Here is a 14,883-nt window from a genome sequence, read left to right as displayed (position 1 = left end):
ACTCCCGAAGGAGTTCTTTTTATATGTGTAACTAACAAATTAGAATTTGTAGTTAAGTTCTGCACGATAGGATTCAGCTTGTGCTTTGTTAGCTTGATCTTTAGTATCAATAGTAGCAGTAGCTGCAAGACCTACGTTTTTAGCTACAGCATATTTAGCTGTTGCATATACACCTTTATTACCTTTTTTCGCTAAACCTAGTGCGGAATCGATTACAGGCGCATCTTTTTTAATATTGTAGTATTGACCTTTAACAGACCAAGTACCTTGTTTTGCCATGTTATAATTTCCATAACCTAAGCCCGCTGTCCAAGCTTCACCATTAGCACCTTGAGTTTCTGTTTTCACATATTCACCGCCAGCCCAAACTTTGTTGCCAAGTTTAAGATCTAGAGATGCACCATATGCATTATGTACATTTTTTTCATGAGCATCAGCATAGAAACCTTTTACTGCTAATTTTTCAGTTGGCATAGTGTTCAATTGATATACTGTTACTTGGGAGTTTTCAGCACGAGTCGCTTTATCAAGTTCTAATTTACCATATGTTCCACTTTGTAGATAGCCATATGCCACAGACGCATTTAATTTATCTTTACCAGCTGTAGCCACTACACCTTCGAAAGCACCATCAAATGCAAGACCACTACCTACTATTAAGTCTTGACGACCAGCAGCTACAGTTGCATATTTACCAAAGTTATGTTGTACATATACACGGTCGATAGCTGTACTAGGGTTACCAGCTTTACCAAATTCTTTGCTACCCATTAAACGTACTACTGCTTTCGTATTGTCGTTTACAGTTGCTTCGAATTTTACACGACCACGGTAGTCGAATTTAGATTTACGAGCATCTTCTGTACCAGTGTAACGAAGACGAGCATCACCTGTGAATTTGAAGTTGCCCACTTTGTTTTCCAATGTAGCAACACGAACGCCTAAGTTATTCAACTCAGCGGAGAATTCGTTAGCTAAACGGTTGATGATTGCATTTTGTTCAGCATCAACACGATCTTGACGAACTAATGCTTTAGCAACCATTTGTGCCATTTCATAACGAGTGATGTTGTTTTGACCTTTGAAAGTGCCATCTGGGTAGCCGTTAACTACACCTTGTGCTGCCAATTGAGCAACCGCTTGGTATGCCCAATCTTGTGGAGTTACATCGGAGAATGGGTTTGCTGCGAATGCAGAAGTTACACCCAATACTGCTGTTGCAGCTAATACTGCTAAATGTTTTTTCATGATAATTACCTCTCAATGAAAAATAAAATAATATACACCGTCTCATACATATAGCTTGACTGATTATATCACCGCATTACTTTTCATGGAGTGTCCTCGTTTCCTCACATACAGTAATGACATACCTATAATCTAAATCATAGCAAACATACTTGACTTGAAAGTATCATATCATAGGATATCCATATAAAGCAAATACTTCCCAGCAAATAAGCGTTTCGTTTATTTTTGTATGCAGGATATATATACTTTTAATAACCATATCTAACTATTTGCTATAACATGTATTATTCCAATCTTTTCATACAGCATTTTAGACCTTTAAAACTCCTAGATCTAGATAATAAATGAATACTTACTTAGCCCCAACTTTCACTTAAATTGCAAATAAAAATTGAATACATTTACCCATACTTTTAACACACTACCTAAGTATATGGAGCAATCCTATTTACAATCTATCGTTTATCATATAAAAAAGAACTCCCGAAGGAGTTCTTTTTTATATAGTTAACTTTCAAATTAGAATTTGTAGTTAAGTTCTGCACGGTAGTAGTCAGGTAATTCATAACCATCAAGATGTTTACCACGTAATTGTGCATATGCTGTTAAACCAACATTTTTAGCTACTGTATAGTTAACAGTTCCTAACCAACCTTTGAAGTCATCTGTAGAAGCTTTAGGTAATTTAGAGGATGGAATAGTTACAGGGCTCATTTCTCCATTACGGAAATATTGAGCTTTTACATTCCAAGAACCGGCTTTGGAGATATCGTATGCACCGTAACCGATACCTGCAGTCCAAGCATTTCCTTCTTTACCGAAGGATTCGAATTTAGCGAATTCACCGCCAACCCAAATTTTATTATGAGCGCCGAAGTGTGTATCTAATGCTCCACCAAAGTAGTTTTCAGAGTTTTGACCATGGTCTTGTACATAGTAACCTTTTGCATCTACATGTTTACCTACTTTTGCATTTACTTGGTAAACTGTTGTTTGGTAACGATCTTCACGAGAAAGGTTTTCGAAGTCACCACCAACCATGTAACCATGTGCTACTGTTGCATTTAATTTATCTTTACCTACAGTTGCTTTTGCACCTTCAAATGCGCTGTCATAAGTTAAACCGCTACCGATCAAGATATCTTGACGACCTACGGAAGCAGTCGCATATTTACCAAAATTATGTTGTACATAGATGCGATCTAATGTTGTAGTAGGATTTCCAGCTGCACCGAATTCTTTATCGCCTGTTGCTAAACGAACTACTGCTTTAGTGTTGTCGTTTACAGTAGCTTCGAATTGTACACGTGCACGGTAGTCAATTTTAGAACGTTTTTTTGTAACTGCTTTTACATTATCTTCATCTACTGCTAAAGATTCATCGTTTACATCTACATCAGCTGCATCAACATCTGCTTCTTCAGCATCACCAAATGTAATATCATTTACATATGCATTTTCTACAGTATTGGAACCTTGGTAACGAACACGTGCATCACCAGTGAATTTGAAGTTACCCACTTTGTTTTCCAATGTGGAAACACGAACACCTAAGTTGTTCAACTCAGCGGAGAATTCGTTAGCCAAACGGTTGATGATAGCATTTTGTTCAGCGTCAACACGATCTTGACGAACTAAAGCTTTTGCTACCATTTGAGCCATTTCATAACGAGTGATGTTTTGTTGGCCTTTGAATGTACCATCTGGGTAACCGTTAACAATACCTTGGGAAGCCAATTGAGCCACTGCTTGATATGCCCAATCTTGTGGAGTTACGTCGGAGAATGGGTTTGCTGCGAATGCAGAAGTAACACCCAATACTGCTGTTGCAGCTAATACTGCTAAATGTTTTTTCATTGTTAGTACCTCTTACTAAAAACATAAAATTACTTAATCTTCTCTGAATCATATAACAAAATTTATTCCACATATACAATTCATCTTTATATTTTTAATAGAGTATCCATGTTCCCTCTAGTAATTTATATCTATGATTCATATATGTATTCTATAAAGTTTTGTCATATCCATTTACTTAAATGTATTGAAAAGACTTTTGTATAATAACATAAATTTAAAGAATGCACAACTATTTTTTTCGATATCCCTCTATGATGTCAAACACATTTTGTTTAAAACACTGATAATAAGCTATTTTCTCTCCTCCAATTCCAACCAACGGAAGGTACTCATATCCAACTCTTCTACCACTTGTTCTCGTTCTTTGATAGTACTTTCAATGGCTTCATAGTCACTACCCCCTTGAGCAATCATAGCATCATAGGCTTTCACTAGACCTTCTAGTTCCGCAATGCGAAATTCTAATTGTTCAAGTTCTTTCATCTCCCCTAATGTCAGTTTCTTTTTGCCACCTTCGTTGTTATCCACCGTAGTATCTATTGCTTCTGGATTTATACTAGTATTCACATCTATGCCTGTATCACGTGATAGGTTTTGTACACCTCCACTTTCAGCATCTACTACCATCTCATCATTGGCATGTTGTTCCGCATTCTGCCCCCTAGAACCAGCGGATCCACCCTGTACCTGCACTGCATGGCGTAGGACACCACGTTTTGTATCACCACCCATGCCGCTCGTTAGATTCGTATCCGCTTCATAATCAGAGTAACCACCATGGTATATCTCGATATGACCTGCTCCAGTGAATACAAAGAGTTTATCTACCACTCTGTCCAAAAAGTACCGATCATGACACACGGTGATGACAATACCACTATAAGAATCTAAGAACTCTTCTAAGACTTCTAAGGTTGGAATATCTAAATCATTGGTAGGCTCATCTAGGAGTAGCACATTGGGGGCATCCATTAAGATGCGAAGTAAAAATAATCTTCGCTTTTCCCCACCAGACAGTTTACGGATTGGCAAACCATGGTGGGATGGAGAAAATAAAAAACGTTCCAATAATTGACCTGCACTTAAGGAACTGCCATTGGGCAAGTGCAAATACGAGCGATTTTCTCGAATATAGTCCAACACCCGTTGGTCCTCTTTAAAGGTCGGCAATTGTTGCGAGAAATATCCAATGCGAACTGTTTCTCCACGCCCCATAGTCCCACCTGTCGGTTCTAGGGACCCTTGGAATAGCTTCATCAACGTAGTCTTACCAATCCCATTAGGTCCTACCACACCAATTCGGTCATGACGTACCATATGGTACGTAAAGTCTTTAATCACTTCTCGTCCTGTAGGATACGCAAAGGACAAATGCTCTATATCAAAAATGGTATTTCCTAAACGAGAGGCTAATACTACGGGATCCACAGTACCTACTTTTTGTCGTTTTTCCATAGCTTTCAATTGCTCGAACCGTTGCAATCTTGCCTTTTGTTTCGTGGTACGCGCCTTCGCACCACGGCGCACCCATTGTAATTCACTGGCAATCAGTTTTCTGCGCTTTTCCTCAATGGCATCTAACTGTGCTTCTCGTTCTTCTTTCAAGGATACATAGGTTTCGTAGGTCTCTTGAAATTCATATATAGTCTGATTCGATAGTTCCCATATGGTGTTACATACGGCATCTAGGAAATATCTATCATGGGTGCTCAATAATACAGCCCCTTTTCTATCTTTTAAATATAGTTCTAGCCATTCAATGGTGGCCTCATCCAAATGATTCGTAGGTTCGTCAAGCAATAATAAATCACAAGGATAGACCAAGGCTCTAGCTAATGCTAATCTTCGGCGTTGTCCCCCAGATAATGAGTTTACTGGCCCATGTACATCATGAAAGCCAAGGCGTGTCAATATCATTTTTGCTTCTTGTTCTACAACCCAGCCATCTTCTTCATCCATGCGCGCTAATAATTTCATATACTGCGAGGATTCTGGGTCTTGTAAAGCTCTTTCAAAATCTCGAACCAGTGAAAGTTTAGGATGGTCTCCTAATAATACATTATCTAGCAAGGTACTACTTTCATCAATATACGGATCTTGTTCCAATCGATGAATCGTAGCCTTCCCATTCCGTTCTATACTACCTGTATCTGGTTCTTGTGTTCCTTCCAACACCTGCAATAAAGTTGTTTTACCTGTCCCATTGACGCCAATTAAGCCAATGCGATGATGAGACGCTATGGTGACATTTACGTTTTTAAACAATAGCCGGGGGCCATACGATTTTTCTATATTTTGTAATGTTAAGATGTTCATACTCGTTTATATAATTCCTAGTTCTTGTTTTAATGCACTTTGTAATATTTTAGAAAAATTAAGATTCTCTTCTTCTGCTTTATGATTAAGCCAACTAGGAATAGTAAGCGTTTTTTTCACAGCTCTATTATCTGTCTTTCTTAAATAAGCTTCCTCATCCCATTTTACTAGCCCAATAAACTCCCCTGAGCTACATTGTATATCCGTTGGACTCATAGGAACTGGAAATTCTTCTTTATCTTCACTCAAAGAATACAAATAAAGTCCCAATGCATCTTCTGCCATGTCTACCGCCTCGGCTAATGTATTACCTTCTGTAACACAGCCTGGCAAATCTGGAAAGCTGACTGTATATCCTCCATCTCCATCACTGCTAAAAATTGCTGGATACATTTCTTTTCTCATAGTATACCTCCTATTTCATCGTAACTACTTTATTTAATTCCTGCTTGCTTCAATATTGTATGTAATGTTTTAGGTTTTAAGTCTTCTTTATGTACAGGTACTGTAACACGCCCCACTTTACTCGTATGCTTTAACATATGATGTGAGCCTCGTATTCGATCAATATACCAGCCGTCCTTTTTTAATACTTTTAGTAGTTCTTTTGGTGTTACCAAAATAATCACCAGCTTTCACGAAAATAGACATGAGATTACTAATTACATACAAAACAACTTCTATTTTTATTATAGTACGTACTAACACGTATGTAAACTATAGATTTGCATTGACACACCTACTATCATGGATTAGAATGAAAGTAACATATTCATTATTTTATAAGGAGGTTGTCATGGACACTGACACGGTTCAGCAAGAGTTTGAAGATATTGGTTTTGAAATTGTAGAAGTTGACGAACGGGACGTTCTATTATATGAACTATCTGATGGTAGCGAAGAGGAAGATGGTCAATATGCCATTATTTCCGATGAAGATGGACGTATTCCTACTGCAATGGATACACCTGTAATTGTATCCGTGTATGATGATAATGATGCATTTCAATGGAGCGTAACACTTCCAAATGGAGAGGAACTAAAAGAATTATTCCTTCGTGTGGAAAGTGCGGAAGAATTGCTAGATACTTTGCAAGATATTCGCAATGAAAATATTGAGCGTTACGATTCTGAAATGGACTCCTATAGCGAGTAATACAGCAAAAAGGCTGTCACACCATGTAATTTACATGTTGTGACAGCCTTTCTTAATACAACTGTATAAATAGGAGGCCATACTAGTCGGCATCCTAAATCCTGTATTATGTTATCTTTCTATTCAAGCATCTCCTGTTTATGTGTCAGCATGTTCTCACAAGCAGCTACGATTTCCGCGGCTCCATCTACTTTCCAAGCCTTCGCTGCTTCATGCATAGCCTGTAACCGTTCATGATTTTGTAATAAAGCACCTACTACATCATCCAAGTTTTCAATATGACGTGCCCATTTGCCACAGCCCTTTTGTTCTAACAGTTCTGCATTAGCTTCTTCTTGTCCAGGAATGGCATTGAAAAATACCATAGGTACACCTATAGTAACGCCTTCCATACAAGTCAATGCCCCGGGCTTTGTCACAAGCAATGTCGCCTTTCGCATCAATTCAGGGATTTCATTGGTATAGCCATATATAGAAATAGGCGTTCGTAAGGATTCTTTCATATGATGCAAAGAGTTATATAACCCATCGTTCAAGCCTGCCACTACATGAATTTCATCAATCCCCGGTACATGATCTAGCCGTTGTAAGGCTTCTTCTACACAACCTAATCCAAGTCCACCACCCATGAGCAATACCCTCTTACAAGAATCACTGCCGTAGGGTTCTTTTAAAGGTGTAAAGAAGTGACGCATGATAGGAATACCTGTGACATGAATTTTTTCTAAAGGTACACCCATGTTCAATACTTCATACACCATGGATGGCGTAGCTACATGATAGGCATCGATTTCATCATAGCGCCAAAATTGGTGGGCTGCAAAGTCAGTCATAACGGCTACAATAGGAATCTCTATTTTTCGATGTCGTTTCAACACACTTGCTGCCCCACAAGGAAATGGATGGGTACAAACAATTAAATCTGGTTCTTCCTTTTCTATGAGTTTTTCCATCCGATTCTTTAGCATCCAAGACACTACCGTTTGGGCTACGCTTCCTTTCCATTCAGCACCAGACCAACGATAGACAATATCATAGAGAAAAGGAAAGAAGTCTAACATTTTAAAATAGGTTTCTTTCAATAGGTTATCAAAGGAAAATGTATCTGTCCCTAAAAAGTCTACATGATGTACGACTGCACTTGGATCTTTCTGTTGCCAATATTCTTGAATCGCCAGTGCCGCTTGCGTATGACCCGTACCAATTGACGCCGATACAATTAAAATACGTTGACCCATGTACCCTCCTTTCTTTAGATAGCCTCTAATGATGTATGTTTATCTCACTGATTCTTACTAAGCAATTACATTATGTCTATTCTATCATAGATTCGAAGAGATACAAAACATTCCCTCTCCTAATCGACTACCTCCAATCCCTATTTCTGCCATATATTGGGAGATATAGTATACATATGTCTACCATTGCCTCAACATATATGAATGTTGAATATAAAAAAGAACGCTTCCTTCCCATGCAAATGTAAGAAAATATCAATTTGCAGAGGAATGTAGCGTTCTTTTTGTATCTTAGGAATATCCTGAATTATTTTTTACGAACTTTAGTAGCTGCTTTAGTAGCTGCTTTAGTAGCTGGTGCGTTCACAAGGTCTTTTAATTGTTTACCTGCTTTGAAAGCTGGGGATTTGGATGCTGGAATTGTCATTTCTTCTTTCGTACGAGGGTTGCGGCCAATGCGTTCAGCACGAGTACGAACTTCGAAAGTACCAAAACCAATTACTTGTACTTTTTCTTCTTTAGCTAATGCTTCGCCAATTGTGTCGAATAAAGCTTTTACTGCTTTTTCAGCATCTTTTTTTGTCAATTCAGCTTTAGCTGCAACGCTTGCGATTAATTCAGTTTTGTTCATGATTGAACCTCCCTTAAAAATAGTATTCCTTTAACTTAATCATGCGATTAAAGTTCCACCTTTGCCGCCTCCCAAAATTCATCTAGCTCTTTGAGAGTAAAATCCTCCCATTTGTTTCCACTCTGTTGGACCTTTTTTTCCACATAAGAAAATCGCCGTATAAACTTTGTATTTGTGCGGTGTAGTGCGTTTTCTCCGATTATTTTATACCATTTAAACAGATTTATCAAGGAAAAAAGTACATCTCCCCCCTCTTCTTCCGCTTTTTCTATATCTTTTTTGAATATTTCTTGCTTAAATTCATCTATTTCTTCATAAAACTTAGCCCACACCCCTTCTTCACTAGGCCAGTCGAACCCCACTTTACTTGCCTTCTCTTGTAATTTTTGAGCCCGTAATAAAGCTGGTAATCCTGGAGAAATTCCATCCAAAATAGATGTACGTTCATGCCCTTTTTCTTTTGCTTTCAATTCTTCCCAAGTTGCTAATGTATCTCCTACTGTTTTTCGGTCTGCACTTTGAAACACATGCGGATGTCGTCTCACCATTTTAGCGGTAATATCATTCACCACATCTTGCATGGTAAAATATCCATTTTCCTCTGCTACTCGTGCATGAAACACGATTTGCAACAATAAATCTCCTAATTCTTCCCGTAAATGGTCCACATTCTTTTCATCAATGGCTTCTAATGTTTCATATACTTCTTCTAGCAAGTATCTACGTAGTGAACTATGTGTTTGTAATTTATCCCAAGGACACCCATTAGAGCCTCGTAATTCAGCTAATACATCTACTAATGGATCCAATGTAAAGGAACTCGTTTCTTTTTGACTCACTTAGAACCACCTTTCTTCATGGCTTGTTTTGCCAAACCGGTAAACTCTTTCACCTGCATGGTTTTCGTTATACTTAGTGCTAATACATATAGTACAATTCCTAAAAGAATAGATAATGCTACACTCATGGTATTAGATAGGATAGTACTCATAAAATTATAAAACATCACTGTGCCACCACCCATGGCTAAGGAGGAGAATAGTATTTTTCCAATTTCTAAGAAAGAAATAGTAAATGATGTACTTCGATACAATATATACAAGTTTGCTACCGCAGCTATACCAAAATCTACATTAGTGGCCCATGCAGCACCTTCTATCCCCCATTGCGGTGTTAAATAGAGATTTAATAAAATTTTTAATACTGCCCCTAAGAGTAACGTAAACATAGGAATCGCCGTGCGTCCTAACCCCTGTAAGGCACCTGTTGTTACTTGTTGTACACCTAGTAGCCAAATGCTAGTGCTAAGAACAGCAATAGATCCACCTGCATTCGGCGTATCAAACATCATCTGAGAAATCGGTGTAGCCAATACACATAATCCTACAAAGGCAGGAATAGTTACGATATTCGTCATCCGTAGCGCGGTCTCCATGCGATGATGGATTTCTTCTCTATCTCGTTCTCTATGCAGTCTAGATATGGCCGGTACTAAGCTAGTGGCTAAGGACATAGTCACTATAACAGGCAAGCTGATAAGAGAGGTCGCCATGCCTGTTAAATATCCAAATGCTGTTGTGGCCTCTTCTTTGCCATAACCAGATAGCATCAATTGTTGTGGTACTAGCCATAAATCAATGGCTCCAATGAGAGGTATCATAATATTGGCTACGGCCACTGGAAAGGCTAGTGTCATTAAGTCTTTTATAATGGTCTTCGGTGATTCTAAAGGAAATATTTGTCCTTCTAATTTAGATTCTCGACCATAATAATACAGTAACACCACTAATCCTAAGCCTACGCCAATGACAGAAGATAAGGCCGCACGACTAGAGGCTAATTCAATCCCCTGTGGTAAAAAGTAGATAGCTGCCCCCACCATCACTAGTACACGCCCTAACTGTTCACATACCTGTGATATACCAGTAGGCAACATATTTTGAAATCCTTGAAAATAGCCTCGAAAACAGGCCAATAAAGAAACAATCCCAATGGCAGGTGCTACCGCTAATAACGCACCTTCTGCTCGGTTATCTGTAATCAATCCGATTTCGATAACATAAGGAATAGCAATATAAAAGGCTACACTTAGCAATACACCTAACATCCCCATAGTAGTCAATGCTACCTTGAAAATATACCGAGCTCCTCTATAGTCCTCTTGTCCCACTTTTCGAGCAATCATAATAGAAAGAGCTACTGGTAATCCTGCTGCTCCGATACTGATAATTAGTTGATACAAAGAATAGGCCATTTGGTACAGACCCACCCCTTCGCCTCCTAAGATACGGGCTACAATGACTTTACTGACCGCCCCTATGACCTTCACCAATAACCCTGCTGCGGTTAAGATCATAGCTCCTTTCATAAATCCCGTCATATTAGCCCTCCTTTGGAAGTTTTCGTTCAAATTCACTCAGTACTTGTTCTACTTGGCGGATTACATCGCCAGATTGTAATGTATAGGCCCATACAGTAGGGTTTGAGCCTCGATGTTTCATATGTTTCCATATATCTTCACTGATGGCACCCATATCCCAGTCTTCCATTTTAGACTCATCTTGCCAAGTAAAGAGAATATTCCCATCCTTACGAATGACACTCTTCATACCTAAAGCGCGAGCTCGTTCCTTAATCATGGCCAATTTAATGAGACGTTCCACTGGTTTTGTAGGAGATCCAAACCGGTCAATTAATTCATCTACAAAATCGTCTAAACCAGCTTTTGTATCAATTTGTAGTAATCGTTGATACACAGAAATCTTTCGTGCCTCATCATGAATATAATCACTATCGATAAAGGCATCCATGCCTACATCCACCACTGGTGCTGGTAATGGACGGTCTGGAATATCTTTTTTCTGAGCTTTTGCAATCGCTTCTTCTAACATGGCAGCATACATAGCAAAGCCGACAGCTGCGATATTACCATGTTGTTGCGCACCTAATAAATTGCCTGCCCCTCGAATTTCCATGTCGCGCATAGCTAACTTAAATCCTGCACCTAATTCGGTAAATTCCTGGATGGCCTTCAACCGTTTTTCGGCACTTTCATTTAACACCTTATCTGGGCGATACATAAAATACGCATACGCTCGTTGACTAGAACGCCCTACTCGCCCGCGCATTTGATACAACTGTGACAAGCCCAAATGGTCTGCATCGTAAATAATAATGGTATTGGCATTCGGAATATCTAAGCCCGTTTCAATAATACTAGTACATAAGAGCACATCATATTGTCCTTCTGTAAAATCCTGCATCACATGTTCCATCATGGTACCCGCCATTTGTCCATGAGCCACTGCAATGCGTAGGTCCGGCATAGCTCGCTGTAACTGTTCTTCCATATGCGCAATGGACTGTACCTTGTTATACACAAAATATACCTGTCCACCTCGTTGTAGCTCACGACGAATAGCTTCCGTCACTACTTGCATGTCAAACTCCACAACATAGGTTTGCACTGGTAATCGTTCCATCGGTGGCGTATGGATGACACTCATTTCACGAACCCCTACCAAGGACATATGCAAGGTCCGTGGAATTGGCGTAGCGCTGAGGGTTAGAATATCAATATTAGTAGCCCATTGTTTCCACTTTTCTTTTTGTGCCACCCCAAATCGTTGTTCTTCATCTACTACTAATAGGCCTAACTTTTGGAATTGAATTTTCTTACTTAATAACGCATGTGTGCCGATTAAGATATCTACCTGTCCATCTTGTACAGCCTTGATAATATCCTTCTTTTCTTTCGCTGACCGGAATCGATTTAACACTTCTACACGCACTCCAAATTGTGAGAATCGATACATAAATGTTTTAAAATGTTGCTCTGAAAGCACCGTTGTGGGTACTAACATGGCTACTTGCTTACCGCTCATAACAGCTTTAAACATAGCGCGCATAGCCACTTCTGTTTTACCGAATCCAACATCCCCACATAACAGTCGGTCCATAGGGCGTGGTAATTCCATCGACGCCTTAATCTCTTGAATCGCTTGTAATTGGTCATCAGTCTCTTCATACGGGAACTGGTCTTCAAACTCTCGTTGCCATGGTTGGTCTGGTAAAAATGCATAGCCCTCTATAAGTTCTCGTTTCGCATACAACTCTACTAAGGTATCTGCTAAATCATCAATAGATTTTTGGGCTTTCGATTTTGTCTTAATCCATTCCTTACCACCCATTTTATGTAATTTGGGCGTAACGCCTTCATTACCAATATATTTTTGTAATTGATCCAAATGGTCTGCCGGTAAAAATAAACGATCTGTACCAGCGTAATCAATTTCAATATAATCTCGATGAATGCCTTCCGTCTCTATGGTCTTCAGTCCTCGATATTTACCAATACCATGGATGCTATGTACTACATAATCCCCAACGGTAATATCTGTAAAATATTTAATCTCCTGACCTTTATCTACTTTCTTACGAATTTTTTTCTTCTGAAAGCCAAAAATATTCCCTTCTGTGATGACCGTTAGATTTGAATGTGGTAATTCAAATCCCTCTGAAAGTATGCCCTCCACAATAAGAACTGCAGGTGCTGTCCATTCCCATGTATCTCGATACACATAGGATATCTTATTTTCAAGTAACGCACTTTCTATTGCTTCACGGCGTTGCTGATTGTGTAATACCAATACAATTTGTCTATTCAAGGATGCATTAAACTTAATATCATCCATAAGCATTGGAATTTGCCGCTCATAGGAGGCAATAGATTTTCCCATCATACCGATGGTCTGTACCTTCCCCCACCCTGCAGAGCGTTGCATCATACTGAATAAAATAGTGGTATGCGCCTTCGAAGATGCTTTCCAATCCTTCCAACGCAGATATAACTCTTCATTCGTCGCATCTTCCTTATGAACTTTACCTAATGCTTCTTCTAACCGTTTTGGCTCATCTAAAATTAATACGCCACTACTTAAATAAGAGAGTATAGAGCAAGTTTCTTCATCATTATCTGCGTGTATAGGTAAGACCATACATTCCGAAGTTTCCCCCATAGAGCGTTGCGTATCCACATTGAACTGACGCATAGTATCAATCGTATCGCCAAAAAATTCAAGACGAAAAGGAAATTCACTTTGGATAGGAAATACATCTAAAATATCTCCACGCACGCTAAAATGACCACGATATTCCACCTGGTCCACTCGTTCATATCCAATTTGCACTAATTTTTCTAACAGGATTTGCTGATCTATGTCTTGCTCTACCTGAAGCGTTAACATATGATCTAACACGGTACAAGGTTCGCCTACAAATTGACTAGCTTCTTCTATGGTAGCTAATACAATCACTGGTTTACCCAAAGCTAGATTCCCTAAGGTCTCCATCCGTTTTGCCTGTGTATCTAAACTTTTTGCCGTCCATTGTGAAAGAGATCGATCCACAATAGGATAAGATAATACTTTAGCATCTGGTAATAGACATTGTATATCCCTTTCCCATAACTCTTTATGGGTTTTATCATGGGTCACAATAAGGGTTGGTCTTTGCTCACCTTCTAATGTAGCTTGACTATACAGAAAAGATTTCTGTGATCCTCCTAACCCATAGATTTGGGTAGCGCCTTTTTTATAAAAAGAGTCTACAATATCCTTCATAGTCCCTTTTATATCTAATATAGGCTTATATGTCATCGACATATAGTATTTCCTTTCTTATATGAAAAAGAGCTATAGTTATCTATAGCCCCTGTGATTATTCTAGGTTTTCTTTAATCGCCGTATTCGTGGACTCTTCAATATAATGAAGGGCTGCATAAATTAAATATGCACCTACAGTAAGACCGAAGAAAAAGGCTTTGAATATTTCTTTGTTCCAACGAGTTTCACGTAAACCAGAAACCGCAGATGCTAAAAAGCTTAAGTCTGTAACTTTCATAGCAACCTCCTTGTATCAACACTTAAATTTATATTCTTACACTAGATATACAAAAAAAGCGAATATAACTATTCGCTTATCTTTAAAATTGGTGCGGGAGAAGGGACTTGAACCCCCACGCCAATGGCGCCAGATCCTAAGTCTGGTGCGTCTGCCAATTCCGCCACTCCCGCATAAGATGGTGACCCAGGAGGGATTCGAACCCCCGACCTTTTGATTCGTAGTCAAACACTCTATCCAGCTGAGCTACTGAGTCATATGTAATTTAGTTGGCAGGGGCAGTAGGACTTGAACCCACAACCAACGGTTTTGGAGACCGCTACTCTACCAATTGAGCTATACCCCTATCTTTACGACTTACTCAGTATAACGTAAAGTTGATACTTTGTCAAGTGATTCTTGTAGCAGAACCAAGTTTTTAGCTGGGCTAGCAGATGCTAGCCCCCGCTAAGTTTAATCAGCAACTTCCTATCCTCCCAGGCCGTTTCCAGCCAAGTACTTTCGGCGTTTACGAGCTTAACTACTGTGTT

The 14,883-nt window shown here is 39.1% G+C and carries 12 protein-coding genes and 3 tRNA genes; 1 reads left to right on the top strand and 14 read right to left on the bottom strand.

Annotated features, from left to right (window positions below; genetic code table 11):
• Positions 1-39: 39 nt before the first annotated feature.
• The 5 genes from EO119_RS07470 to EO119_RS07450 all read right to left on the bottom strand — a co-directional run bounded on the left by EO119_RS07470 (position 40) and on the right by EO119_RS07450 (position 6,056).
• Positions 40-1,248 (bottom strand): S-layer homology domain-containing protein, encoded by a 1,209-nt coding sequence (locus EO119_RS07470; RefSeq protein ID WP_126941277.1) that lies wholly within the window; start codon positions 1,246-1,248, stop codon positions 40-42.
• A 522-nt stretch (positions 1,249-1,770) separates the two neighbouring features.
• Complete coding sequence (locus EO119_RS07465; protein WP_126941275.1) at positions 1,771-3,108, bottom strand: putative porin; 1,338 nt, start codon at positions 3,106-3,108, stop codon at positions 1,771-1,773.
• Positions 3,109-3,402: 294 nt separating this feature from the next.
• Positions 3,403-5,427 carry an ABC-F family ATP-binding cassette domain-containing protein gene (locus tag EO119_RS07460; protein WP_126941273.1) on the bottom strand — a complete coding sequence of 675 codons (2,025 nt, stop codon included), beginning with the start codon at positions 5,425-5,427 and terminating at the stop codon, positions 3,403-3,405.
• 6 nt (positions 5,428-5,433) lie between these two features.
• Positions 5,434-5,832 carry a type II toxin-antitoxin system HicB family antitoxin gene (locus EO119_RS07455; protein ID WP_062402128.1) on the bottom strand — a complete coding sequence of 133 codons (399 nt, stop codon included), beginning with the start codon at positions 5,830-5,832 and terminating at the stop codon, positions 5,434-5,436.
• Between the two features lie 29 nt (positions 5,833-5,861).
• Positions 5,862-6,056 (bottom strand): type II toxin-antitoxin system HicA family toxin, encoded by a 195-nt coding sequence (locus EO119_RS07450; protein ID WP_240632843.1) that lies wholly within the window; start codon positions 6,054-6,056, stop codon positions 5,862-5,864.
• A gap of 167 nt (positions 6,057-6,223) precedes the next feature.
• Here EO119_RS07450 and EO119_RS07445 point away from each other — a divergent pair, with 167 nt between their 5' ends.
• Positions 6,224-6,583 carry a hypothetical protein gene (locus EO119_RS07445; RefSeq protein WP_009353548.1) on the top strand — a complete coding sequence of 120 codons (360 nt, stop codon included), beginning with the start codon at positions 6,224-6,226 and terminating at the stop codon, positions 6,581-6,583.
• A 119-nt stretch (positions 6,584-6,702) separates the two neighbouring features.
• Here EO119_RS07445 and EO119_RS07440 read toward each other — a convergent pair whose 3' ends face one another.
• From EO119_RS07440 to EO119_RS07400, 9 genes are all read right to left on the bottom strand, one after another.
• The gene (locus tag EO119_RS07440) at positions 6,703-7,821 is read right to left on the bottom strand and encodes a glycosyltransferase (protein ID WP_126941269.1); all 1,119 of its coding nucleotides are present in this window, start codon (positions 7,819-7,821) and stop codon (positions 6,703-6,705) included.
• A 307-nt stretch (positions 7,822-8,128) separates the two neighbouring features.
• A complete protein-coding gene (locus EO119_RS07435; RefSeq protein ID WP_126941267.1) occupies positions 8,129-8,452 on the bottom strand; it encodes an HU family DNA-binding protein in 324 nt (107 codons plus the stop codon).
• A 47-nt stretch (positions 8,453-8,499) separates the two neighbouring features.
• Positions 8,500-9,291: a nucleoside triphosphate pyrophosphohydrolase gene (mazG, locus tag EO119_RS07430; protein WP_126941265.1), complete on the bottom strand. Its 792-nt coding sequence runs from the start codon at positions 9,289-9,291 to the stop codon at positions 8,500-8,502.
• Entirely contained in the window at positions 9,288-10,832 is a 1,545-nt protein-coding gene (locus tag EO119_RS07425) for a polysaccharide biosynthesis C-terminal domain-containing protein (protein WP_126941263.1), read from the bottom strand. Before EO119_RS07425 ends, mazG begins: the two co-directional genes overlap by 4 nt.
• A gap of 1 nt (position 10,833) precedes the next feature.
• On the bottom strand, positions 10,834-14,115 hold the full coding sequence (mfd, locus tag EO119_RS07420; protein WP_126941261.1) for a transcription-repair coupling factor: 3,282 nt from the start codon (positions 14,113-14,115) through the stop codon (positions 10,834-10,836).
• A 55-nt stretch (positions 14,116-14,170) separates the two neighbouring features.
• Positions 14,171-14,353, bottom strand: a complete 183-nt coding sequence (locus tag EO119_RS07415; RefSeq protein WP_009353527.1) for a hypothetical protein — start codon at positions 14,351-14,353, stop codon at positions 14,171-14,173.
• Positions 14,354-14,442: 89 nt separating this feature from the next.
• Positions 14,443-14,526 (bottom strand) — tRNA-Leu (locus EO119_RS07410).
• A gap of 6 nt (positions 14,527-14,532) precedes the next feature.
• Positions 14,533-14,609 (bottom strand) — tRNA-Arg (locus tag EO119_RS07405).
• A gap of 14 nt (positions 14,610-14,623) precedes the next feature.
• Positions 14,624-14,699 (bottom strand) — tRNA-Trp (locus EO119_RS07400).
• Positions 14,700-14,883: the final 184 nt, after the last annotated feature.

This window comes from Veillonella sp. CNR 79/14, from assembly GCF_003992185.1.
Taxonomy (GTDB): domain Bacteria; phylum Bacillota; class Negativicutes; order Veillonellales; family Veillonellaceae; genus F0422.
Note: the sequence above shows the minus strand (reverse complement) of the source record. Positions and strands in the feature narration are given on the sequence as shown.